At 60.1% G+C, this 23,660-nt stretch carries 25 protein-coding genes and 1 tRNA gene; 12 read left to right on the top strand and 14 right to left on the bottom strand.

All coding sequences use genetic code 11. From position 1 onward, the window contains the following. The first annotated feature begins 240 nt into the window (after nucleotides 1-240). The 5 genes from ACWF6P_RS16095 to ACWF6P_RS16075 all read left to right on the top strand — a co-directional run bounded on the left by ACWF6P_RS16095 (nucleotide 241) and on the right by ACWF6P_RS16075 (nucleotide 4,145). Nucleotides 241-744: a MarR family winged helix-turn-helix transcriptional regulator gene (locus ACWF6P_RS16095; protein WP_452621653.1), complete on the top strand. Its 504-nt coding sequence runs from the start codon at nucleotides 241-243 to the stop codon at nucleotides 742-744. After that, the gene (locus ACWF6P_RS16090) at nucleotides 741-2,132 is read left to right on the top strand and encodes an MFS transporter (RefSeq protein ID WP_452621652.1); all 1,392 of its coding nucleotides are present in this window, start codon (nucleotides 741-743) and stop codon (nucleotides 2,130-2,132) included. The genes ACWF6P_RS16095 and ACWF6P_RS16090 overlap by 4 nt, the downstream gene beginning before the upstream one ends. 12 nt (nucleotides 2,133-2,144) lie before the next feature. Beyond that, nucleotides 2,145-2,217, top strand: a tRNA-Lys gene (locus tag ACWF6P_RS16085). Between the two features lie 141 nt (nucleotides 2,218-2,358). Further along, nucleotides 2,359-3,426 (top strand): hypothetical protein, encoded by a 1,068-nt coding sequence (locus ACWF6P_RS16080; RefSeq protein WP_452621651.1) that lies wholly within the window; start codon nucleotides 2,359-2,361, stop codon nucleotides 3,424-3,426. A gap of 56 nt (nucleotides 3,427-3,482) precedes the next feature. Next, nucleotides 3,483-4,145 (top strand): hypothetical protein, encoded by a 663-nt coding sequence (locus tag ACWF6P_RS16075; protein WP_452621650.1) that lies wholly within the window; start codon nucleotides 3,483-3,485, stop codon nucleotides 4,143-4,145. Between the two features lie 38 nt (nucleotides 4,146-4,183). Here ACWF6P_RS16075 and ACWF6P_RS16070 read toward each other — a convergent pair whose 3' ends face one another. The 11 genes from ACWF6P_RS16070 to ACWF6P_RS16020 form a co-directional block, all read right to left on the bottom strand. Beyond that, a complete protein-coding gene (locus tag ACWF6P_RS16070; RefSeq protein WP_452621649.1) occupies nucleotides 4,184-4,681 on the bottom strand; it encodes a hypothetical protein in 498 nt (165 codons plus the stop codon). Between the two features lie 1,146 nt (nucleotides 4,682-5,827). Beyond that, nucleotides 5,828-6,496: a recombinase family protein gene (locus ACWF6P_RS16065; protein WP_452621648.1), complete on the bottom strand. Its 669-nt coding sequence runs from the start codon at nucleotides 6,494-6,496 to the stop codon at nucleotides 5,828-5,830. Between the two features lie 463 nt (nucleotides 6,497-6,959). Then, the gene (locus tag ACWF6P_RS16060; RefSeq protein ID WP_452621647.1) at nucleotides 6,960-7,175 is read right to left on the bottom strand and encodes a hypothetical protein; all 216 of its coding nucleotides are present in this window, start codon (nucleotides 7,173-7,175) and stop codon (nucleotides 6,960-6,962) included. Between the two features lie 389 nt (nucleotides 7,176-7,564). Further along, a complete protein-coding gene (locus tag ACWF6P_RS16055; protein WP_452621646.1) occupies nucleotides 7,565-9,124 on the bottom strand; it encodes a hypothetical protein in 1,560 nt (519 codons plus the stop codon). A 101-nt stretch (nucleotides 9,125-9,225) separates the two neighbouring features. Next, the gene (locus ACWF6P_RS16050) at nucleotides 9,226-10,251 is read right to left on the bottom strand and encodes a hypothetical protein (RefSeq protein ID WP_452621645.1); all 1,026 of its coding nucleotides are present in this window, start codon (nucleotides 10,249-10,251) and stop codon (nucleotides 9,226-9,228) included. Nucleotides 10,252-10,552: 301 nt separating this feature from the next. Beyond that, the gene (locus ACWF6P_RS16045) at nucleotides 10,553-11,248 is read right to left on the bottom strand and encodes a hypothetical protein (RefSeq protein ID WP_452621644.1); all 696 of its coding nucleotides are present in this window, start codon (nucleotides 11,246-11,248) and stop codon (nucleotides 10,553-10,555) included. Further along, nucleotides 11,245-11,493, bottom strand: coding sequence for a hypothetical protein (locus ACWF6P_RS16040; protein ID WP_452621643.1), 249 nt, complete (start codon nucleotides 11,491-11,493; stop codon nucleotides 11,245-11,247). Before ACWF6P_RS16040 ends, ACWF6P_RS16045 begins: the two co-directional genes overlap by 4 nt. Before the next feature lie 633 nt (nucleotides 11,494-12,126). Further along, the gene (locus ACWF6P_RS16035) at nucleotides 12,127-12,543 is read right to left on the bottom strand and encodes a hypothetical protein (protein ID WP_452621642.1); all 417 of its coding nucleotides are present in this window, start codon (nucleotides 12,541-12,543) and stop codon (nucleotides 12,127-12,129) included. A 156-nt stretch (nucleotides 12,544-12,699) separates the two neighbouring features. Beyond that, nucleotides 12,700-13,728 carry a hypothetical protein gene (locus ACWF6P_RS16030; protein WP_452621641.1) on the bottom strand — a complete coding sequence of 343 codons (1,029 nt, stop codon included), beginning with the start codon at nucleotides 13,726-13,728 and terminating at the stop codon, nucleotides 12,700-12,702. Between the two features lie 593 nt (nucleotides 13,729-14,321). Beyond that, a complete protein-coding gene (locus tag ACWF6P_RS16025; protein WP_452621640.1) occupies nucleotides 14,322-15,173 on the bottom strand; it encodes an alpha/beta fold hydrolase in 852 nt (283 codons plus the stop codon). A gap of 62 nt (nucleotides 15,174-15,235) precedes the next feature. Continuing rightward, nucleotides 15,236-15,544 carry a hypothetical protein gene (locus ACWF6P_RS16020; protein ID WP_452621639.1) on the bottom strand — a complete coding sequence of 103 codons (309 nt, stop codon included), beginning with the start codon at nucleotides 15,542-15,544 and terminating at the stop codon, nucleotides 15,236-15,238. Between the two features lie 394 nt (nucleotides 15,545-15,938). Here ACWF6P_RS16020 and ACWF6P_RS16015 point away from each other — a divergent pair, with 394 nt between their 5' ends. Both ACWF6P_RS16015 and ACWF6P_RS16010 read left to right on the top strand, forming a co-directional pair. Next, nucleotides 15,939-16,610, top strand: a complete 672-nt coding sequence (locus ACWF6P_RS16015) for a hypothetical protein (protein ID WP_378532023.1) — start codon at nucleotides 15,939-15,941, stop codon at nucleotides 16,608-16,610. Beyond that, nucleotides 16,610-17,806 (top strand): PrsW family intramembrane metalloprotease, encoded by a 1,197-nt coding sequence (locus tag ACWF6P_RS16010; RefSeq protein ID WP_452621638.1) that lies wholly within the window; start codon nucleotides 16,610-16,612, stop codon nucleotides 17,804-17,806. Before ACWF6P_RS16015 ends, ACWF6P_RS16010 begins: the two co-directional genes overlap by 1 nt. 46 nt (nucleotides 17,807-17,852) lie before the next feature. Here the strand turns inward: ACWF6P_RS16010 and ACWF6P_RS16005 are convergent, their stop codons facing one another. Next, on the bottom strand, nucleotides 17,853-18,395 hold the full coding sequence (locus ACWF6P_RS16005; RefSeq protein WP_452621637.1) for a TetR family transcriptional regulator: 543 nt from the start codon (nucleotides 18,393-18,395) through the stop codon (nucleotides 17,853-17,855). A gap of 121 nt (nucleotides 18,396-18,516) precedes the next feature. Here ACWF6P_RS16005 and ACWF6P_RS16000 point away from each other — a divergent pair, with 121 nt between their 5' ends. The 3 genes from ACWF6P_RS16000 (at nucleotide 18,517) to ACWF6P_RS15990 (ending at nucleotide 21,392) form a co-directional block, all read left to right on the top strand. After that, nucleotides 18,517-18,990, top strand: a complete 474-nt coding sequence (locus ACWF6P_RS16000) for a DUF4334 domain-containing protein (RefSeq protein ID WP_378532015.1) — start codon at nucleotides 18,517-18,519, stop codon at nucleotides 18,988-18,990. Between the two features lie 29 nt (nucleotides 18,991-19,019). Next, nucleotides 19,020-20,108, top strand: coding sequence for an NAD(P)-dependent alcohol dehydrogenase (locus ACWF6P_RS15995; RefSeq protein ID WP_452621827.1), 1,089 nt, complete (start codon nucleotides 19,020-19,022; stop codon nucleotides 20,106-20,108). Between the two features lie 84 nt (nucleotides 20,109-20,192). Beyond that, nucleotides 20,193-21,392, top strand: a complete 1,200-nt coding sequence (locus ACWF6P_RS15990; RefSeq protein ID WP_452621636.1) for a low temperature requirement protein A — start codon at nucleotides 20,193-20,195, stop codon at nucleotides 21,390-21,392. A 1-nt stretch (nucleotide 21,393) separates the two neighbouring features. Here ACWF6P_RS15990 and ACWF6P_RS15985 read toward each other — a convergent pair whose 3' ends face one another. Next, complete coding sequence (locus ACWF6P_RS15985; protein WP_378542983.1) at nucleotides 21,394-21,978, bottom strand: hypothetical protein; 585 nt, start codon at nucleotides 21,976-21,978, stop codon at nucleotides 21,394-21,396. Nucleotides 21,979-22,023: 45 nt separating this feature from the next. Further along, a complete protein-coding gene (locus tag ACWF6P_RS15980; RefSeq protein ID WP_452621635.1) occupies nucleotides 22,024-22,401 on the bottom strand; it encodes an MmcQ/YjbR family DNA-binding protein in 378 nt (125 codons plus the stop codon). Nucleotides 22,402-22,501: 100 nt separating this feature from the next. Here ACWF6P_RS15980 and ACWF6P_RS15975 point away from each other — a divergent pair, with 100 nt between their 5' ends. Next, the gene (locus ACWF6P_RS15975) at nucleotides 22,502-22,948 is read left to right on the top strand and encodes a hypothetical protein (protein WP_452621634.1); all 447 of its coding nucleotides are present in this window, start codon (nucleotides 22,502-22,504) and stop codon (nucleotides 22,946-22,948) included. A 99-nt stretch (nucleotides 22,949-23,047) separates the two neighbouring features. Next, the gene (locus ACWF6P_RS15970; protein ID WP_452621633.1) at nucleotides 23,048-23,635 is read left to right on the top strand and encodes a DUF937 domain-containing protein; all 588 of its coding nucleotides are present in this window, start codon (nucleotides 23,048-23,050) and stop codon (nucleotides 23,633-23,635) included. The last annotated feature ends 25 nt before the right edge of the window (nucleotides 23,636-23,660 follow it).

The raw sequence follows: 23,660 nt of genomic DNA, 5'->3' as shown, positions 1-23,660 counted from the left end.
GACTTTATGCCCAAAGGACACCAAGTGGTATGGTTTTGGCCGCTCGGGTGCGGCACAGGGGGTGCGCATCCGAGCTTTTTATTGCCTGAGACGTCGACAATCCGACCATTCGGGCGGAACCACTTTGCCGACCAAGGCGTTGCAGTCCCAGTGTTTTAAACAACCAAAGCGATTGTTTATTCCCTATTTTTCAACGAAACCGCACTGGCAGCATTGAAACAACACAGTTAGACTGTCTAAATGAATGTGGGTAAGGATCCCAAGGAAGCCCGAGACGACATCGACGTACTTTGGGATGATCTGGGCGCCTTCGTCCGGCGGCTCCGCACCAAACGCAACGACCACAAACTCACGCCCAGCCAAATCCAGGCCCTCGGCCACCTCGATCGACAAGGTCCGTTGACCGCAAAAGCGTTGGCACACTTCGAGCGAGTCACGCCGCAATCCATCGCAAAGACCGTGACCGCACTCGAAGAGCAGGGGATGGTGACACGCAGTTCGGATCCATCGGACGGTCGCGCGGTCCTGGTCACGATGACCGAACTCGGAACATCGACCCTCCACGAAGACCGAACGAAACGAACAGCGTGGCTGGCCGAGGTCATCGACGCCGAGTGCACCGAAGCCGAGCGCGACCTGCTGCTGATCGCCGGCCGAATCCTGCGCAACCTCGGCCAGGACGCTTCCCCAACATCAACATCAACATCCGTACCCGCGACAGAGGAGTCACTGATGAACCCGTGACCGCCGTCGTCGAAACGTCGACACCCCAAACCTCCGTTCCGCTGAAGCTGAGTCTTGCTCTCGGTTCGGGAACCGTTCTTCAGGCACTGAACTCGTCGATGATTGCGGTGGCAATCGTCCCGATCGCCACCTACTTCGGTTCGAGTTCCGGCACGGCCTGGGTGATCTCGGCCCTCTACATCGCGACTGCTGTCACGGCCCCGGCTGCCGGGCGACTCGGATCTATTCTCGGAGCCAAACGCGTCTACCTCGCCGGGTTGGGCCTGATCGCTGCCGGATCGATCCTCGGCTCGCTCGCTCCGTCACTGGGTTGGCTGATCGCCGCACGAATCCTGCTCGGAATCGGCACCGCGACACAGTATCCGAATGCAATGACCGTCATCCGTGAATATGCCGATCGCCACCGGGCTCAAACCCGTTCAGCCATCGCAACACTCACCATTTGTGCACAATCGGTAGTCGCACTGGGGCCTACCCTCGGTGGGTTGCTGGTCGGCACACTCGGTTGGCAGTCGATCATGTGGGTGAACCTCCCACTTGTCGTAGTTACTGCAATATGGGTCCTCTTCGCCGCTCCGAGCGACTCCGCCCTGCCCGACCGGGCCGGTGCCGCTGCTCTGTTCAAGTCTCTCGACCCACTCGGCATCGCCCTGTTCCTGGCACTGACGACATCGACGATGCTCTTTCTCCTCTCTCTCGCCGAGCACACGAAGTGGTACCTCCTCCCCTCGACGGCTCTATTCGCGTTCCTGTTCGTCTGGTGGGAACGGCGAACCACCTCGGCGTTCATCGACGTCCGAGCTGTCGCGCGAAACCGAGCGTTGAGCATGACTCTCGGCCGGACCCTTCTGACCTACACGGCGTTCTACTGCATTTTCTTCGGACTCCCCCAGTGGCTGCAGGTGGCCCGAGGAATGTCACCGATCAGCGCGGGACTCTTCATGCTCCCTGTCGCTGCGGTCGGGATCTTCGCGACCATGTCCGCATCGAGGGTGTACGGGAAATTCGGCGCACGGACCACCCTGCTGATCGGCACCGCCGCCTTGGCGGTGGGCGGGGTTCTGATCGCCTTTGTCGAATCGAGCTCGACGCCACTGGTGGCGCTCCTACTGATTGCGGCGATCCTGGGCATTCCCAACGGCTTCAACAACATGGGAAACCAGAACCTGATCAACTCGGTGACCACCTCTGCAGATGTCGGAACGGCGATCGGCCTGTACCGAACAATCCAGTACATCGGCGCCAATCTTGCTGCCGTCGTCATCGAGCTGACCATGCGCGGAACCATCGACGACGCGGGTCTGCATCGCACCGGTGGGACCATCGCCATCATCGGAATTGCACTTCTGGTGGGGGTGGTGTTTTCACGAACCCTGCGGTCCCGTTAGACTCTGCGCCGCGCCCCTATAGCTCAGTTGGTAGAGCTACGGACTTTTAATCCGCAGGTCGTAGGTTCGAGTCCTACTGGGGGCACCGATATAGCCCCAGGTCGAGACGGTTAACGCCGCTCACCTGGGGCTTTTCTTCGTTTTGCGGGACGTAAAAGAGCGTGAAATTAGCGTGGCGAGCGGGATTGGCCGGGGCGTGTCCCACGCGCCTGGCAGAATCCAATCCATGACAGACCAGACCTCAGTCCGATTGCTGAATCTGGCGGACCACTTCCGCCTAGTTCTTGATGTTCGGGATGCAGTCAGTGCATTGAGACAGGAAGATTCCTATCTGCTCCTGAGGCAGTACAAAATCGGCGTCTGGGATGGCAATGGGTACGAGGGCCCGTCCATCGGGGAATCGTTGCAGGACACCGACGAGGAAAAGCTGCTTGGCCTCGCGAAGTTTCTCCAAGTCCCGATTCCCTCAACGAGTGTTGACTCGCCAGATAGTGCACCGCTCACCCCGATAGACCCCTACAACGAGCTGGTAGCGGCGGAGACTGCGCTTCGAGAGGTCGTCCGGACCGCAATCGGCGTGAACTGGATTGGCGATTTCGATGAGGCCAAGATTGAGGGCCTGGAATCCAAGAGACGAGAAGAAGACAAACGACGGGACGGCATCACTGTGAGCCAGGACCTGCTGGACTACACAGAGGCATATCACCTCGAATCTTTGCTGATGAAGCACTGGGAAGCTGTGCAGCCGATCCTCAAAGACAAGAAACGAACCGAAGTCCACCTCAAACTGATGCTGAGCGTGCGCAATACCATTGCCCACGCTCGACCGGTGGCGTCGTTTGAACGACACCTCTTGGCTGGAGTCGCGGGGCAGATCCAGAATCTGCTCGCGGTCCATCGCAGTACCTCCGAGGGGCCAGACGCCCACTATGCATCCATTAACTACGTAAGAGACTCATTCGGCGAAGAAATCAAGTCATATGCCGATGAGCAATCGACGGTACCGCGGCTACAGGTCGGCCAAACTGTTTCTTTCGAATGCTCAGCCTCCGACCCCAGAGGACGAGAAATTACGTGGATGTTCCATTTACAAGGAAACAGCAGCGCACAGCCGGGGCACTCCCTAGGAGTGGCCAAGGGCGCACAGACGCGCTTCGACTGGCTGGTGTCTGAGGATGACGTCGGAGAGGGGCGCTATTTCAGCGTTCGCATGGGGAATTCAAGCAAGTACCACCGAGACCACAATGGCGACGGTTCAGTGACATTCCGCTACCACGTCAATCCACCGCTCTAATCGAAAGAATAATTAGGGGGGGCAGTCCTTTCGCGACGGTCGCCTAAAGTTCTCTCATGAGACGAACTTTGCTGGCGGTTTGCGCTGCTCTTATCTTTCCACTCGCTGCGTGCGGGAGTGACGAGACAACAAACTCACCCCCTGATGACCCTCAGGCCGCGGAATGGTGCGAATCATTCAAGAGAATGGAAAACTCGACGCACGCGGTCGAAGGAGGCCAATTGATTGCTGATGCGAACGACAAAAGCCTCCCAGCTGCGGAACGCCAAGCGGCAGCGGACAAATACAATGCGCTAATAAAACTGCCGGCAAACGAGTCCACGGATGCGGAATGCGCAGGCCCGGTGTGGGATCGCTTCTATGACGAGACCAAAAAATCCGTTTCCGCAACCGCAGCGGCGCCCAAAACTAACGCTGCCCGTCAGCCCGCTGACGCAGCTGGATTCCTGAACGAACTCGGCATAGGCAACGGAGATCTGCTGAAAGTCGAGCCGATGAAGCAAGCAGAAATCATCTGTAGCCAGCTCGACGCTGGCCAGACTCCAGTCGCGGTCGCTGACGAAACCCTAGTCCGTTTGAGGACGGACTATGCGTCGAAGTCGAACTCAAAGGTCCAAGGCTGGGATGATTTCGAGGCAAAGGTCCTCACGCATCGGTCAGCGACGTACGTTTGCCCGGATCACGAAGCGGCGGTGACTGCAGCAGCGAAGGGGTGGTGACGGAGTCGCTCGATCAGCCAATCTGCCACCGCCTTCGGCTAGCCGACCGACCTCCGACCAAATAGCGGAACGACGTTCGACGGTTGCGGCTGAGCCTGGGTAGCTTCGCGTTCGGCCGCAACCCCACCGGGGCGCAGCAACGGGGCCTTCTTTCCGCCCTCGTCTTCCGCGATGTAGTCCGCGTAGACGTTGAGGGTGGTCACGAACGACGCGTGTCCTAGCCACTTCGATACGGCCATGTAGTGCTCCCCGGCGCTCAAGCTCAGAACCGCAAACGTGTGGCGGAGGTCGTGCCAGCGGCTATGGGGTAGCCCAAGCGCCTTCAACGCCGGGTCGAAATAGTGGTCCGCGACGTTGGCCGGATTGATCGGTGCGGTCCACTTGTACCCGTCGGGTGGAGCGACCCGCAGACATGTCGCGGTCGGGTCCGCGACGGAATTGCGGCGGTCGAGCTGGCCGTCTTTCCTCCGAACCTCCGCGCTGAACGTCGTCGCCCGCTCCGAGCCGATCGCTTCTCGCGACAACCCGTCCGGCAACGCCTCCCCTTTCGCGTACCGACCAGGGAACAATGGGGCTTCCGGATCAAGTTCGATGATTCGGGGTCGCCGTGCGGGTGAACGTCGAGCAGATATCGCCGAATGCCGTCGGTCAACCACCCATCCATCGGCACGGTTCGGCGCGACCGTTTCGATTTGGGCGTGCCCGTCTCCCAACCTCCGCGGATGGGGCGACGAGTCCGCACCACCCTCACCGCGCCTCCCCTCCCCTCCACCTCCGGGAGCAAAATGTCTCCGACGTTGAGGCCGGCCAATTCGCCCGCGCGGACGCCGGTAAAGGTGCTGAATGTGACGGCCAACGCGTAGATCGGGTAGCCCTGGACTCGGGCAATATGGTCCGCGACGGAAGAGATCTGCTCGGAAGTGAGCGGTTGAGGCGCGAACTCTGGCTTGTCCGATTCGGCGCTGGTCTTCCGTGGGAGGCGAACCGAGTGGCATGGGTTAGCGGGGATCGCCCCATCCACAACGGCAACGTCAAGAATCCGCCGTAGGACGTCGTACGCGTGCTTCACCGTCGAGCGCGCCAACGTCACCATCACGGGTTGCTCGTCGGGGCGATACCTCCGCTTCGGTCGCGGGCTGAGCAAGCTCGCGCGGAACCGACGAACGTCCGCCGCAGTGATCGAGGCGACGGCTTTCGGGCCGAATGGTTCCGCGAGGTATCGGTGGTACACGGCCTTGGTTTCTTTGAGCGTGCGCGGCTTAACCGTCCCGAGCATCCCATCGAAGAATGCCGAAGCGAAGTATCCGAGCGGCTGGTCCCCTAGCTTCCGCAACTCCGAGGGCGTGTGCGGCGCTGCTCTGTGTCGGGCCGCATTGAGCTCGTCGCAACGCTCCTGCGCTAGTTCTTTGGACGGGAACGTCTCTCGGCGATGGACTTGCTTCTTTTGGCCGTCTGGTCGAGATGGGTCGAGCGGGATCGGTAGGCCCATCTCGTCGCGCACATTCTCCATCCACCGCACGCGATAGCTTGGCTGCGGCTTTCCGTCCTTGGTGCGCTTGGTTGCTGATTTCTCCACGAATGCCATTGCGCCTACTTCTTTCCGTTGTTGCCGAAGATCGACCCGAGTACGCCTGTGCCGATGAAACTGAGGATGATGAGCACCCAAATCCAGAAGTCGCTCATCACGCCACGCCCTCTCGTGCGAGAACGCGCCGGATGGTTGAGTCCGACCAGCTGTGACCTCCACCAGGCGGTTGAATGTTCGTGTCATCGAGCGCTTCCGCGATTGCCTTGGCACTCAGCCCTTCCTGCTTCCGCATCTCCACGATTCCCTCCACCACAACGGGGTCGATCCGCGATGGGCGACCGATGTGCTTGCCTTGAGCTTTGGCCCGCCGCATACCCTCTCGGGTGCGTTCGCTGATCTTGCGCTTCTCCTCTGCGGCCATTGCGATCCTGATATCCGCGAGGAGACGCTGGCTCGGGTCGCCGGAATCGGCCCTGTCGCAATCTAAGAGCCTCCACCCGTTCTTGTTGGCGCGCTTAAATATTGATGCCGCGTCGAGCTGGTCCCGCGTAGCGCGATCGAGAGCGCGCACCAAGAGAGCGTCAGCAAGGCCAGACTCGATAGCTGCGATTGCTGTGGCTCGTCCGTGCATCTTCTCCACGCTTCCGCCACTCACCACGTCGTAAGTGATCGTGAGGAGCTGCAAACCGTTCGCAGCGCAGTACTGCCTCATCACCTCTTGCTGAGCAGCGAGGCCATAACCCTTCTCTCCCTGCGCTTGTGTCGATACTCGGGCGTATCCAACAACCCGCAAACCGCTGAGAGACTGGGTATTTGAAGTCATTGCAACTACCTTTCAGTTCGTTTGAACCGTTCGGTGGGGACGACGAACGGGAGTCGAAAGCGTCTAAAGGGGTCGGTAACGACGCTTCCGACTCCCCGAAAGCTACGCCAGCCGCCACCGGATGGCGACAAGCTATTTTGCGGATTGCATTGCCAGACAGCGCATTTTGTCTCTAAGGAGCTGAAGGTCTCGTACCCTCCGATCCCTAGCCGAGGGCGTTCGAGCTGGCGAGGCTGTGGATCAGGTGGGTGCAATTTGCATCGTCGGTTGTCGAGCGGGACGAGGCGCGGACGATAGGCGATCCGCGACGGCGAAAGCGACCTGTCGGGTGGTCAGGATCTCGTGGGCTGGAAAACAATCCCGATCGGGAAGTTCCGCGAGGAGAGAGCTGAGCGGAGAGACGAGGCAGAAAATCGCCTAGGCCGATGATTATTCGATTCCTACCTGCAAGGTAGGGAACCCTCTAGAAGGCCTGAGATCCAGGGTCCACCCCATCCCACGGCACTAACGCTCCGAAATTCTCATCGGTCAGCTTGTTCTTCACAACCACCACCTCGGCAAGCGCATCGACTTCCGCCCACTTCGCCGCCTCAGCCTTCTCCCACTTCACCCGATCTCCAGCCAGCCTTTTGCGTTCCTTCTCCGCAGCACGCGTCGGGGTTTCGTAATACACGTTCACTCGCTCCAATGCTCAGTTTCGCCCGATTTCCCGAGCATTTCCGTTACCGACGACCGACCCGACTTCCCCGACTCTCGGACCTGCGAATACCCCTACGTACCCGAGCAAGCTTTTCCCAAAAACCCACCCTGACCACCTCTTACCCGATTACCCTCTCTTTTCTTCTTTAAAGTAGTAAGAAGAAGTAGTAATAAAGGATCTATATAGGGGCTCCTATAAAAGCTCCTATAAGAGTTTCCGGAGGGTCGGTAACCTCGGTACCGGGGTAACCGCTGGTCAGGGTGAGTTTTCGGACCTATTTCGCCTCGGTATTCGCGAGGGTAATCCGCTCGACGTTCCGACCACAGGGCGAAACCATTGCGCAGGTCGATCGGTTTCGCCCTGCGCGGTTAACAACCAAAGTTCTTTGCGGAGAGTCGATCTGCCCATTCGAGCGTGAGATAGATGCTCTTTCCCTGCGTGTTCGCGGCCGTATGCGTCTTCTTCAAATCCCTTTTGCGCTTGCGCGATTGGGGTTTTCCGAACGCATCCCGCATCCGCTTGGTGAATTGGGTTCGGTCTAGCCTGTTGTCGTGGGTGAGTCCCGATTCCCTTTGCTCCCTGTCGAAGTGGGTCCACGCGTCACCCGGAGTCACTGCCCACCCCTGCCTCGGAGTCTCCGTGACCTTCCTCAGCGCCGAAGATTGCCACGACTGGAAGAACGACAGGTCCGAGTGACCTTCTTCGGTGGCTGTGCGTATGTCGGGATGGAGATTACTGAGATCAATTCCGCTCTGTAGGTAGTCCAACCGACCCTCGACTAACAGCCGTAGGAAGTGTTTGCGGTCGGCGGTAGTGATCGTGTGGTCGGACTGCTCCGAGTCGCGGAGTTGCTTATTGAAGGGCAAGACCAGAAGACGACGCTTCAGAGCCTCGTCCGCATCGACAATCGTCGGCATCTCATTCGTCGCGATGATCGGCGTAAACCACGGCTGCACCTTGTGGACGACGCTTTGGTACATATCCCGCGCGGCAACCTCGTCTCCCGCGCCGGTGATCATTTTGACGTGATCGGCGTGCATCTTCGCCCGCGTCGACAACTCGGAGGAGAACGTCACGAACAAGTAAATCGCACTGAGGATTTCGGGGGCAGGTCCGTCGGCCTTGCTACGGAACACCGACAGATTGACTGTGCCGCCGAGGTCTCCACTCGCCTCGCGGAACAACCGCAACAACGTCGATTTGCCGCTTCCGGTGTCGCCCTTGATGAAGAGGGCGATCCGCGCTGGGTTTCCGCGTTGGAGTGTGTAGCCGAGGAACCGGAACACCTCACGTCGATACCCCTCATCCGGCAAGAACTTTTCCAAATAGTCTTCCACCCAATCGCTTTGAGCGTTCGGGTCGAACTCGGTGGGCGTGTGGTAGAGCACCATATCCTCGCGGGTGGCCGGCCGGAGCGCGGAACCCCACCCATCACCCGCCATGAGACCAGCGAAGTCGAGCACCTTGCCGCCTCCAACCCCAAGCAATTTCTCGTTGCCGTCGAAGTCGGTCCTAGCAACCGCCGCGTTGGTGTGTGCGATCTTGAGGTACTTCTCCATCGCGGCCAGCTGTCCGGTCGCGTTTGCCCGAACCTCCAGGTTCTTCGCGCGGGCGTTCGCAGCCTTCGCGTCGTCCTCCTTGTTGGCGCTTCGCGCTAGGTTTCGCTCTGCTTCAGCGGCTTTCCGCAGTCGCCGCTCCACAGCAGGAGCACAGAAATCGTTGTACAGAGATTGGTCTGCGATGCGCTGTGAGTATCGACCTTCACTAGAGTCCCACGCCACCCACGAACTGGTTCCCCGTAGCCCGCGAAGGTTGTCGCCGTGGTAGTCGGTGAACATATTCGCATTACCCAAGTCGTTGGGGCTGTAGTTGTTCGGATCAACAATCTCGCGGTATCCATCACGCACGGACCGAATCTGTTCTGCCACAGAATCTCTATTCGATGCCTGCAAGGTGAAGGTCCACCGCATCAGGTCTCCGCATGGTCGCGAAGTTGCACGGTATGGTCGCGGCGGGGTGAGGGTGATGCTCATACGGATTGTCCGTTCTCTGTCACGTGCCGAAAGTCGATGCGCCCCTCGGCATCTCGCTGAGGTTCTGCGGCTTTTCCGCGAGTCCGCGCGATACCCGCAGAACCGCGCACGGCGCGATGAAAGTCCTGCAAAGCCGCACTCTCCGAACGCGCTTCGCCGGGAGCTTTCCCGTCTCTGCGCATCCGCATCACTTCCAAATACGCCTCACGGATCACCAGTAGTGCCAGCTTCAAACCCGCTCTGCCTTCGGTGGAAAGCAGGACAACATACTGGACCTTCCGGAGCATCAACGAGTGCGCGGAAGCATCCTCATCCGACCCATCTGCAAACAGACGCACAGTGCTTTCGTAGTCGAGTTCACCCAGCATCGAACGGTATCGCCCGAGCTTGAGCATCTCCTTGAAATCGGCATCTGCGCCGGGCTGACTGGCAATCCACGCATCGGCCTCTGCCATATTCGTCGGTACCCGCTCTGCGATGGTGCCGACAACTCCACCCAATGGCTGAGCATCGCGCATATCAAGCAAACGGACCAGACGGTCACGGCGAACCGCTTTCGAGCGCGGAAAGATGTGGGTTACCACCGGCACAGGATCGCTCTTCCAGTTCGCCGAACCAGGGCACCGAAGAATCCGACTCAGGTCATAGACGTTGTCGATCTTCGCGTCGGGACGGACCTCGCGCGCAACCTGCTGCACCAGGCCGCCCCAACGCGCATAGACCTCACGCCAAACCTGGCGAGACCATCGCGCGCCATCCTCCGTCTGCTCATCCGCGATTCGTGTGGATGAACTGCGGGGAGAGGCCAGCCGCCAATACGGCTGGAGACCATGACCGGACTCCACGACGACGGTCGGAGGAACGCCCACAGCCCGAGCCAGTCGGTCCACCACCTCGCGGCATTCGTCGAGCGTTTGCAGACTGTCGTGCTTGATGTCGAGGTCCGCAAATAGGACCCGTACGCGGGTGATATCGGAGTCCGTACCACGACCCGAACTGACAGCCCTGGAGACGGGGTTCACCCCGAAATACACATCACGATCGTGCGGAGCTTCCCAATGCTCAAGGTCTCCAACTGACAGCAGTCGCGGATATACGCGACCATCGGGTGTCTTGTGGTTCAGACTGACGCGTTCAGCGGGACGGTAGCTGAGAGCCGTATATACCGCGTACAGATTAGGTTGCGGCAGAGGAGGGTTGAAGCTTGATACTCGCGGACCCGACCGCGATCGACTAGGATAGGACACAGGATTCCTCACTGAGGCAAAGTGATTGGGATTCATGAAGCAAGTCAGGTGCCCCGGTCCGTAGCCGGGGCACCTGCTATTTTCCGGAACTAACTGAGGGGTGATCGATCCAGAACAGATCGACATTGACCCGCTCCGCGCTGTCAATCAGTTTCCTTTGGCATCGCAAACACACTGGATTCACCAGAATCCAAAATGAGTGTCCACGCAGCAGAAATTTGATTTCAGCTAGCTTGATGCGCTTCGAGAAGCAGATTCCACACCAACTCTCCTTGCGGAGAATCGGTGCAAAATGCTCCTGCACAGCCGCATTCACTTCAGCGATGCTGGTGACAGGAATGTGCAATGTGCCCATCAGGTCACTGCCCACCAACGCGGGACGCTTGTCGAAGGGATCGACCTGTTGAGAAATATCACCGCGTTCGAGCAGTCCAGGCTTGCGGTGACCTGCGATTGCATGCGCAAACAGTTCCGCGAGAGAGCTATGTGGATCATGGGGATTTCGTAGCCGCTGATGTCCTGGCGAAAAGGACTCCGCGAAGCGACGGTGCATATCCCACTCATCCACAATGGGATTGCCGTCGTGGATATCACGAGCGGTACCGCGCGAAAGTCCTAGCCTGTCCAGCATTTCAGCCACATCGAGCGGATGAGCCTCACCATACGGATCAGACAAAAACCGACCTGAGCTCTCATACTCCGCAACAGGTTCGGGTAGAGATTCGCGACGACGACCAATGGAGCCCCTGGCGTACGGATCGAAACTACTCATGATACACGCCCGGAATGGCGAACAATGAAATCCGCGTCAGCCGTCGATGCGATCCAAGTCCTGATATCGTTCTCGCTCAACCGAACTCGGTTGACAACCAAGTGGCGACGCAAAGACTTTGAGTAGATAGCTGTCTTTATTGCACGACTCGTGATGAAGTTCAACCCCATCCGGTGACAAAATGCGACAGCATCGTCAACCGACATGTTTGGAATAGAAGGATCTCGCTCGATGATCTTGCCCATTGTTCTCTCCTGGTTGCGGAAGCCCAGGGTGTGTCCAATTACAACAAAGCGGCAATGGGACACGACCCTAGAAAGGGGTGGTTGGGCCACAGGCCCGAACTGTGTGGCTCAGCCACGTCGTGTCCACCGCCGGCCAGGTGCACTGGTGCACGCTGGGGCGCCTCCATCGAGACGCCCTCTGTCCCTCACACCCCTGGGGCCGCGCGGCGATGGAATCATCCATGTCTCCGCCAGCCGAGTCCAGATGGAGCAGTGGTTACTTCGGTTCTAGCAAAGGATTCGATCGCTCGAATCCGATACTTCGAGCGTACCCGATCGGCTTCGAGCGCGCTAGTCGCGACCTCGCCAAAGCTGTTGCGCGAGTGTCGATTTACCCTACCGACAACAGGTCCAGGATAATCTCGGAAGCTCTTCAGATTGTACAGAATGTGAATCGCCCCGACCACCGGAGGTTCAATGCCGAAGGTCGGGGCGATCCGTTTCCCTACCGCGCCGCGCCGACATGTCAAGCGATACAGCCGAAGGATCAGTCCACGCCTCGACACGTCTAAAGGTCCGTGGTCTGCAATTCGAGGTTCGGGTTAGGGGTGCCCGTCTCGAAGGTCTCTATCGAGTTGTCGATTCAGTCCCGATTTAACGAACGCGATTGCCCACAGCTCGGCGTGCCGGAGCGGGCTTGCGAGATGAGGATCGGCCCGCCGTACCCTTTCCGGCTTTCGACCCCGCAGAATTGGCCAGAGTGGGTGGCGTGGCCTTCGGTTTGAAGAGTGAGTTCCCGGCTGCGACCCCTGCTCTGGAGCCGAGCGTATGCCCGAGTGCACCGCCGACCGCAGCGCCTGTGGCAGAGCGCGTGACTGCAAGGCCGGCAATGACGCCAACCTGCGCGCCACTCACCCCACCAAGACCCACAAGCGCGGACCTTGCGGCGGTTCCTGCGATCTTTGCGACGTTCGACTTTCCTCGCAGGCTACCCTTCCCTGCCCAACGCCCGCCCTTGTCGCGGGGTTGGCCGAGATAGGCAGTCTTGGATCGGAACTGCCGCTTACTCATCACTCACCTCTCCGGCTGACACTCGCAATACTGCGCACGGCGTCCGCAGACAAGCCATCACTCACCGTTTCACTGGCTGCGCGACCTCGATACCGTTGAACGCCCAGCGGGTCCAATCCGCGACCGTGACTGAACTCGCTGGGCCCAGGCTCTTGGTCACGCTTCATAGCCACGGTTGCCTACTTCGGGAAGGTCGGCTTGGCGTACGCCGCATTGGTCGTGACCTGAAGAACGGCTGCACCTCCGCGATGTCGAACGCCTGTGCCGTACCCGATTGCGTAGTAACTGGAGATGAGGGGGTAACGCTGGTCTGCTCCAGGAATCAAGCGAAGCCCTTGGTATTCCGGTACTGTGTGGACTCGGAAGCCGACGGGGTTGCCCTCTGCACCAGGGGCCAGCAGACGCGACTACAGCGACGTATCCCTTGGGGATGAACGCGCTTTGGATCACGTACGCATCGCCATAGCTACCGAGAATCGCGAGGCCGTTCCACTCGCCTGGAGCCTGGTCACCAATGATCTGCTCGGTAACCAGTCGTGGAGGTGCCGCGCTGGATGGAATGAAGTCGAAGTGAGCCTCAACGCCGTCCGCACCCGGCTCGCCAGCGCGGAATGTCGCGATCATCTTCGCTTCGATCGGGTTGGCGAGGATGAGCAGCTTACGGCCGCTCTCCGCACTGAATCCCTTGCTGCTGACCTTGGTGAGGAGAGTCTCGACATCAGACGGGTCGAGAACGGCCGACCCTGTCGTGAGGTAGTGGGTATCGGTGTCCGGATCGAACTCGGTGCCGAGGTATGGCGGAATGAACATGCCGTCGCCGTTGTAAAGTCCGTAAATCGTGTTGCCTTCGGGCGACTGGCTCTGAGTCGGATCAAACAACCGCTCCAACACTGCCGTCGTCGTCGCCCGATTCGCACCCTCAAGAATCGAATTGTGAACTGCTCCGACCTGCCGCGAATCCGCGTCGCGCAGATACTTCCAGGTGAACCGGGTTGCCTGGTCGAAATCCTCAAAATCGTAAGCAAGGCTAAGTATATCTTTGGGGACTCGATGCCCCTGCGGCACGCCAAACTCCGACGCAATCTCGAACTGAGCACCTGCTACTGCCTGCGGGACAGCGTCGATCTGTCGTGTGGTCTGGTAGCTGATCAATGCGGCAAGCGCGGTTCGCTGTTGGTTGTACAACTCCAGAGTGGTCGCGAACTCAGCCCAGACCTGATTGAGATCGACTCCATCCGAAGTCTGATTGACAAGGACATCACCGAGGGTGTTGGTGCCGCTTTCAGCACCCCAGAACGAATAGAACGACTCACGCGTGGGTGCGGGCATCGGAAAACTTGCGGACATAAGAATGCTCCATCGGATATGTGGATTGAGGGGTCGCGCTCAGCGCGGGAGTCTGTAGGCCACAGGCCAATGAAGCATCGTGTTTGTCGGGTCGCTAACTAGCGGGAATCCGACGTACGAATCGAGCCTACTCGAAGACGAGCGCCCGAGTAAACGAGCGTGAGATTAGCGTGACGTGCGGCGTAGTTCGATCGTTCTAGCGACGTACTCAACGCGTACCCGAACGCCCTAGAACGTATGCCTAGCTGCGGCGATGCTCTTCACTCGCGGGAATCTCCGCCGGTCGCCGGAACCCGGAAATTACACCCCTCACCTACTTTTAATCCGCAGGTCGTAGGTTCGAGTCCTACTGGGGGCACAAACGCAGACCCGGCACCTCATTCGGAGGCGCCGGGTCTTGTGCATTCGAGCTACATGAATGCATCAGCAAGTCATCGAAGCAGAAACTCGAGGGTCACCCGCTCGAATGCCTGCTTGGCTTCGATCATCACCCAGTGCCCGCAGTTCGGGAAGACGTGCAGTTCCGCGTTCGAAATCAGTCGCATCGGAATCAGCGGCATGTCCGGTGGGCACTGCCGATCATCGAGCCCCCACGTCAACAAGGTCGGGCACTGCACCTTGTGCATCATCGACCAGTAGGGCGGTGCATCCGAGTTCGCCATCATCTGCTGCTGAGCGGCAAAGGCTTTGGACCCGTACATCGCCGACAATGCCTGGTGCGAGGCCGGGTCGTTGGCCGTTTCCCACCGCTCCTCGATCCGCTCCTCGGTGATCACGGATTTGTCGTAGACCATGCACTCGAGCCAGCGAACCAACTTCTCGCGCCTGGGACCGTCGGCGAAGTCCTGCAGGAGTCGCGTGCCTTCACTCGGGTTCTGACTGAAAATGTTCGGACCGATGCCACCGATGGTGACCAACTTGCGGACGCGATCGGGAAACCTTATTGCGACGTTGACGCCGACTACCCCACCCATCGAATTGCCGATCATCGCAGCCGATTCGATTCCCAGCGCGTCCATGAATCGGTTCACCGACGAAGCTGCCGTGAGAACCGGATGACCGTCGACGGGATCGCTCACGCCGAACCCCGGGAACTCCAGTATGTAGCAGTGGAAATGCTTCGCGAACACCGCGAGGTTCCCTCGGTAATTCCGCCAACCACTCACGCCGATCCCCGAGCCGTGCAACAGGATCAACGGCGGACCCTCACCTGCCTCGTGATAGCGCAAGGTGCCCTTGTCGGTAGCGACTTCCCGTTTGGTCCCCTCATAAGTCACGTCCATGACCCGATACTAGAACGTGTTTCAGATTTGCAGGACGGAACCTTCGAATGCAGCCGACGAGGTCAGAAGCATCCCCCACCACCTCGACGCCCACTGCGATTCGTGGACTTCTGCTCGCTCGGTTTCGGCTTCCCCGGTACGGCCTTCGTGCACCGGTTGGGGCGCCGCACCTGCTCGAAATGCCCAGCGCTCACTACATGGCCGGCCACGCTCACCCTGACCGGCGTGTCCGCGCGGGCGGTCCCGACTTGCGCCGACCCCACTGTCAGGGCGAATGCCGCCACAACGACCAGCGCCATCTTCTTCGAGATCTTCATGCGTACTGCCACTTCGACACGGGTCCACTCCAGATGCTGAACAGGTGCGCGCACCGAAGGAACACGCTCGGTGTCGACGATATTCAGCCAGGGTGGCCGGCCGCGATCCTTTTGCTCACCAGCATCTGAACAGTCGACAACAAAAGTTTTGGCGGCACGTCAACATCCCGAGGGCGTCAACGAGCCGACGCCCAACGTACGCACCGTTACTGAGAAATCCGTAAATCCAGACCGCCGCCTCACGCGACGGTCGAGCTGCACCTACTGCAAGTCCCGATGGAAACAACGCGTTTCGTCCGCAGTCCGAAACATCCGGTTTGATAATTTCTTCACAGACAAGCTCACTCCTCGGATTCTCGGGGCCTGCCGGCGCTCTCCGGTGAACAGGCATCGGAAACTGTTGTGCGCGAACTCTTCAACCCAGATACCCACAGAAGCCGAGGCATTGATGACGCAGACCAACGTCACGGAACGGGAAGGTCCGACGCCTACCCGATACGAACCCGACGACCGCTGGGTCCCGGTTGATCGGCGGTGGTTCGGTCTCGACCGCACGACCATCCTTCCGGCCGCCATCGTATTGGCTGTCGCAATCGTGATGAGCATCGTCATTCCGCAGATCAACGACGCCGTCTCCTACGACGACCCCGTCGTCGCGGGCGACGTCATGGAACTCCAGTACGGCGTCACCTTCGTTCCCGCTCCGGGGTGGGGAATCACCGACGGCGTCCGAGAGGCTGATGCACCGGTGACCGGTTCGTTCCCTCCTCGCGCCACCCTCGTGAACGGAGGTGCGATGTTCACCGTATACACAGCGTCTTTCACCGGTGACGCAAACGCCCTCCTCGAACAGATCAAGAAGACGTCCGATGCCCTCGCTACCGAGAAGTCACTACGGGTGAGCGACGATGCCTCCGCAATCACTACGGAAAGCGGCATCCGCGGAGTACTGACCAGCTACTCGAATTCGACCACAGACGGCGTGATCGCCGCATTTGTCGTCGACGGTAAGGGCATCGAAGTGGTGTCCACCGGTCCGAGCGACGTGGCTCCGACGATCACCGACGACATCGCTCACATGATAGTGAGCATCGGCCACCGAACCGGAGAGGGCAAGTGATGACCGCTCCCGTAGTACAGACGACCGACGATCTGATCACCATTCGAGCGGAAGCTATCGAAAACTCGGGCTGGGGGCGGTCTTTCGCTTTCTATCAACCACGCAACGCAGCCTTCTGGGTGTACCTGCTGTTAGTGGTGAGCGGCGCCTTCAAGCTCTTCTCCATGCTCTCGGCCTCCGCACCCGCCTACGGCGACGCCATAGCATTCTCCATCGCGCTCTTCGGCGTGTACGGCGCGGTCTTCTGGTGGTTCACCCACCACATCGACCGGTACGCACGCCAGCCCGTCAAACTGATCGTGGTGGCGTTCTTCTGGGGCAGTTTCGCGGCTACGTGGGTGATGGCAGCGAACGCCAACGACGCGATACTTGCTCTGTACGCCAAAACGTTCGGACAGGCATGGGCGTCGGATTGGGGCGCAGGATTGACAGCGCCGTTCACCGAGGAAATCGCCAAGGGCGTCGGATTGCTCCTGCTCATCTCGCTGGCATCTCGCTTGGTGCGCACCGCGTTCGACGGCTTCATTCTCGGCGCCTTCATCGGGCTCGGCTTCCAGATCTTCGAAGACATTCTCTACGCATTGAACTCGGCTGCCTCGCAGTTCGGAGCAAATCCGGTCGGCGCCGAAATGTCGACAATCGTCCTCCGCATGGTCTTCGGAGTGGCAGCACATACTCTCTACAGTGCGATCTTCTGCACCGGACTGGTCTACCTCCTTGGGCGTCCGGCCGAACCACGGCGTGTTGGGCGTGGTCTCGCCTTGATGGCATCCGCGATGCTTCTCCACGGCCTGTGGGATTCCGCCGGCGCCTTGGCACAGGGCAAGAATGCACTCCTCTTTCTGCTCTTCGTCATTATGATCGCTGCCGCATTGATCCTCGTGGTCCGCGTGTTTCGAATGACGGTTCCGCGTGAGCGCCAGTTCCTCCGTGAGGTTCTCGCCCCAGAGGTCGAGCGCGACGTCATCACCGGTGAAGAACTGACGGCACTGTGCGGCGACCGTAAGGCACGCAAGGCTTTCCGGAAGTCAGCGGGAAACCATGCCGACCGCAAGCGCAACGGGTACGTGCTCGAGGCCGCCGCGGATCTTGCCGATGCGCTGGCCGAAGGCCGCGGAACAGAAAGCGGTCGAGTCGAATTCGCTCGATCCGAGGTAGGCCGAATCAGGAACGGTCAGCCGTCGGTCAAACCCTGACCCGCTCCGAACTGAAATCCAACGACCACGTTGTACATACCGTTCGTCACGTCGTGATCAATCGACGAACCGCCTCCACCACAGCCTCGCGACGTCGAGCGACCGTACGAGACGACTTGAGCGCAAACATCCGGGCGATGTCCGCGATCAACAGAATCAATTCCGTAGGATTCCACTCCGGATCAATGTGCCCCTCGAGCTGTCCCTTGCGAATCTCCGCAATTTTCGGCCGGAAGGTCTTGCTTCGTATGTCGTCCTCGCTCATGACATCCGGCGCTTCGAGATCCGCCCACTGCTGCAATCGAGCGTTCTCGGGATGGGCGACGTAGCTGTCGAAAAGCCGACCTGCATAGCCCGGCAGGTCATCACCTCGAAGCGCTGTCTCCGCTGTGGTTTCGGACGTCCACTGTTCAGTGACGGCAGCGAACAACTCTTCCTTGCTTGCGAAGTAAGCATAGAGACGGTCTTTGCTGGCACGCGCTTGCGCGGCAATTCGATTGATCCGCGCGCCGGCCAGACCGTACGTGGCAAATTCGTCCTTTGCGGCCGCCAGAATGCGGTCCCTCGTGGCTTCCCCTGCTGAGCGCATGTTCACAGCCTAGAACGAATCGACCGTTGCCGAACCATCCGGTTCGGCGTAGCGTGCAAAGTTGACGAACAATTTGGTTCGCGAACTGACATGCGGCCTACCCGCCGATGCAAGGAGAGACATGAATCTCGACGAAGCCCGAACCGCTTTCGCCCGGCTCCGTGCAGCGGAAAGTGGTGTGTCGCCAGAAGAACTCGACGACGTGTGGGCGGCGCTGGATACCGTCGCCGCCGCGGACATACTCGGTGAATGGAAGGGTGACGACTTCGCCACCGGTCACCGGCTGCACGAAAAGCTGTTCGCGAGCCGTTGGTACGGCAAGACGTTCAACTCGGTCGAGGACGCTAAGCCGTTGATCTGTCGCGACGAGGACGGAAACCTCTATTCCGACGTCAAGGGCGGCAATGGCGAAGCAAGCCTGTGGAACATCGAGTTTCGCGGCGAAGTCACGGCGACGATGGTCTACGACGGCGCGCCGATCTTCGACCACTTCAAGAAGGTCGACGACTCGACACTCATGGGCATCATGAACGGAAAGTCGGCGTTGGTTCTCGACGGCGGGCAGCACTACTACTTCCTACTCGAGCGAGCGTGATTCGCGCCGAACAGAATTCGACGTCTGCAATGCAGATGACAGCGGCGCTCTCGCACGGACCGCACTCCCCCTTCACACTCGACACCGTCGAGATCGACGAACCCCGTGCAGACGAGATCCTTGTTCGCATCGTCGCAACAGGTCTGTGCCACACAGATTTGTTCACGAAGTCGGTGCTCCCGGAAAGCCTCGGCCCCTGTGTGTTCGGGCACGAAGGGGCGGGGGTGGTCGAGGCCGTCGGCTCGTCGATCGACAGCATTTCACCCGGTGATCACGTGTTGCTGAGCTACCGCAGTTGCGGTGCGTGCAGGCAGTGCCTCAGCGGTCATCGGGCATATTGCGAAAGCTCCCACAGGCTCAACAGCTCTGGCGCACGCACCGACGGCTCGACGCCGATCCAGCGAAACGGAACTCCGATACGGTCCGCATTCTTCGGTCAGTCCAGTTTCGCGGAATACGTCATCGCCTCTGCCGACAACACCGTTGTCGTCGATCCTGCGGTGGATCTGACCGTCGCGGCTCCGCTCGGCTGCGGGTTCCAAACCGGCGCCGGTGCGGTCCTGAATCTGCTTCGCCCCGAGCCCGACTCGACGTTTGTCGTTTTCGGAGCCGGAAGCGTCGGATTCGCGGCGCTGCTGGCAGCACGGGCTGCCGGGGTTTCCACCCTGGTTGCCGTGGACCCCGTTGCACATCGACGAAGCCTCGCCGAGGAATTCGGCGCCGTCACCGTCGACCCGACCACCGAAGACGCGATGGAAGCGGTTCGCGCCGCCACCGACGGTGGCTCGACGCATTCCCTCGACACCACCGGCATCGGCGCCGTGATCAATCAAGCCGTCGCATCACTTCGTGCGCGGGGAACACTGGCGGTGGTCGGGCTCGGAGCGTCGACAGTCGAGGTGAACATGGCCGACATCATGCTGAGCGGAAAGGCAATTCGAGGATGCATCGAAGGTGAATCGGAAGTCGCGACATTCATCCCCGAACTCGTCGAACTCTTCACTGGTGGCCGGTTTCCGATCGACCGCTTGGTGACGCGCTACGCCTTCTCCGACATCGACAAAGCCGTCGAAGATCAAGCGTCGGGTCGCGTCATCAAACCCGTTCTCGTGTGGTGAGGGGCGAAATGTCTCATTCGTCGACCCGGCGGAATTCGCCCTAGACTGCGCTCCTGCACTTCACGTCGGAGCAAGGTGGGGACGATGACAGAACACACCAGTACAGGCGCGGGCCACGGCCGGGCCGTTATGCCGATCATCCGGATGCGCGCACGCAGCCGCGACGAGGACCATCGAGCGTCGACGCCACTCGAACTGTTCTTCGATCTGTGTTTTGTGGTGGCAGCTGCGCAAGCCGGAGTTCAACTGGTGCATGCCGTTGCCGAAGGCCACTACGCCGACGGCATCGCCGGTTACATGTTCGTCTTCTTCGCGCTGTGGTGGGCGTGGGTGAACTTCACCTGGTTCGCCTCTGCCTACGACACGGACGACGTCCCCTACCGGATCGCGACCTTCGTACAGATTTGTGGCGTTCTCGTCTTTGCCGCCGGAATCCCCGACGCTTTCGACGGAACCGACCGCACGACAGCTATCGTCGGCTACCTCATCATGCGGATAGCACTGACGTGCCAATGGCTTCGAGCCGCGAGCGGTGAAACCGGTGCGGCGCGAACCACAGCGCTGCAGTACGCCGCCGGACTCGTGATCGTTCAGGCGGGCTGGATCGTGCTGCTTCTGATGCCGGCGGCGGCGTGGATACCCGGCTTCTTCGTTCTGATGATTGCCGAACTCGCGGTGCCGGCAATCGCCGAACGCAACCACCAGACGCCGTGGCACCCGCATCACATCGCCGAACGCTACGGCCTCTTCACCATCATCATGCTCGGCGAAACCATTGCTGCCGCCACCATCGCGGTTCAATCCGGCATTCGTGACTTCGACGCCGCCGACCTGCTGATCCCCATTGCCGTCGGCGGAGTTCTGATCGTGTTCTCCGCGTTGTGGATCTACTTCGCCGTCCCGATCCACGAGTACCTCGCAGACCAGGGCAATCGCGCTGTCCTGTTGTGGGGGTACGGACACTACTTCGTATTCGGGTCCGCTGCGGCCATCGGCGCCGGGATCGAAGTAGCCGTCGAGGAAGCAGTTGGCGAAGCGCACATTTCAACATTCGCAGCATCTGCTGCGGTCACAATCCCAGCCGCGATGTTCTTGATCTTCGTGTGGCTCATGCACTCACGACACTTCAAGCGCGACAGGATCGAGCAGGCCGTTCTACCGGTGAGCGCAATCCTGGTTCTCGCCTGCACGTTTGCCGGACACTGGGCGGTCCCGCTCGCCGGACTGGTGGCGGCGGGAACCGTCGGAGTCGGTGTCGGCCTGAGTACTCGATCGAAGAGCTGACTCAGATTTCGGGAGCCGGTGCCTCGCCCTTGCTCTGCGGCTCGTGCTGCTTGAGTTCACCGCGCATCTTGTCGAGATCCTTGCCACGCTTCTTGTACAGGTAGCCGAGCGCAACGAGACCCAGGAACAACGCGACGCCGAGGACTGCACCGACAACGGAGGCTCCGCGGAATCCGGGACCGTCCACGTCGAGGATCCGCTCGCCCGCATGCGCTGCATTGTTGTTGCCGAGAACAACTGTCAGAGAGAGCAGATTCGGCAGCGCGAAGATGACACCCAACGCGAGAGCCGTGATCTGCATGATTCGAGCATGCTTGCGCTTGCGCACCTGCCAAACCGCCCGGAAGAAGATCAGCGGGACGAGTGTGCAGACGAGACCGAACAGTAGTCCCCACGCGATACCGGCGCTGAAGCTGCCGTTCGCCAGCGACGCAATGCGCTGCGCCCACCAACGCGGCAGGAAGGCGGCAAGGATGAAGTAGGCGATGACCAGGACCACCGCCATCACTGCGATCCCGATGGCCTTCTTCGCCCACGGCGGCATGCCCGGTTGTGCGGTGGCCGGTGAAGTTTCCGGTGTCGTCATGACAATTCCTCGTCTAGTCGGCGTCTGTACTGACGAATCTATCCGTTACGGGCGTTCCTCATCCGCATCGAGAACGATCCGGGCAAGCCGCTTCGGCGCAACGAGGGTGAACGAGGTGTAGATCCACTCCTCGAGCTGTGACCATTTCTCCTCGGAAACGTCGGTACCGATGTCGAATGCAACCCACCCGTGGCGACCGAGCCCGTAGCCGGCAGCGCTTGCGCCTGGTTCGGTGGCCACCACCGCTTCGGATTCCTCCTTGCTCAACTTGACTGTCAAGGAGGTGGCTTCGAGGTTGCAGAACACGAAGTTCTTGCCGCGCACCCGGAACGTCGGGTGACCATCCCACGCTTCGATGTCGACACGCTCTGCCTCCGGCAGGGACAGCGAGATCTCTTCGAGTCGACGCATGTTGTCGGGCATGGAGATGATTGTGCACGCTTCGATACCGGGCTTCACACTCTCGACACGGCTAGGCTCGGCGACGACCGCGTTACCGAACTCCAATCATGGGGAGAGTGGCATGCGCACGTTAGTTCATCTGGTTCTGTTGATTTGTGGGATCGCCGTAGCCGTCGGCTCGTTCATGTACGTTCTGGCCGGCGTCAAACCAAGCAACGTTCGTCTCGAGGACCTGCGGGACGGCTTTCCGGCCGGGTGGGCAATCGAGCAACTCGGCGATCAGTCCGTGACCTTCTACCGGTCGATGGCGGTACTTCTGCTCGCCGCCGCCGTTTTGATTCTGATTGCCGCATTGTTCGGTTCTCGCATTGCAGCGTGGATCGGAATCATCGTGGGATTGGGAACTCTGGGCACGTTCTACTACCGAGTGAACGACCAATTCGACAACGTCATCAGGGAAAACTACTCCACGATCCTGACAAATCAGACAGGATTCATCTTGACGGCCGGTGGACTGATTCTCGCGCTCCTAGCGTGTCTGGTCCCCCGCGAGAAGACCCGAGCCTGACCGCTCGGCAACCGGAGGGTTACCGTCGACGCCGACATTCACTAGTGTCTGCAACAGCCGGGTACTGACGAGTAGTACCCCAGAAGAGGTAGGGCATCAATGGCATCGCTTGACGACCTTCTATCCCAGATCCCCATCGACCAGATCGCGCAGCAACTCGGCGTAGACCAGGCAACTGCCGAATCGGCGGTCAAGACGGCACTGCCGACCCTCGTCGGTGGCCTCGGCGCCAATGCGCAAGATCCGGCAGGCGCAGCCTCGCTGGAAAGTGCGTTGCAGTCGCATGCCGACACCAGCCTTCTCGACGACGGCGTCGACATCAGCAAAGTCGACACCGCTGACGGCCAGAAGATCGTATCGAACATCTTCGGCGGCAACACCGATCAGGTCGCCAGCGCACTCGGCGGAGTCGGTGGCGGCGGAAACGATCTGGTGAAGCAGTTGCTTCCGATCCTCGCTCCCATCGTCCTGGCCTACCTCGCCAAGCAGTTCACCGGCGGCGGCGCAGGTACGCAGGCCCAGGCCTCCGGCGGCGGCGGGCTCGGGGATCTCCTCGGCGGAATTCTCGGCGGCGGTGGCAATTCCGGCGGCGGCATCGGTGGCGCACTCGGCGGCATCCTGGGCGGATCCGGTGGCGGCGGCCTCGGTGACCTCCTCGGCGGTCTCCTGGGCGGCGGCAAAAAGTAAGACTCTCGGCAGATAAGCGCTGCGG

It is taken from the genome of Rhodococcus sp. NPDC055024 (assembly GCF_053608585.1).
The sequence above is the reverse complement of the archived record's forward strand: the minus strand, read 5'-3'. Positions and strand labels throughout refer to the sequence as shown.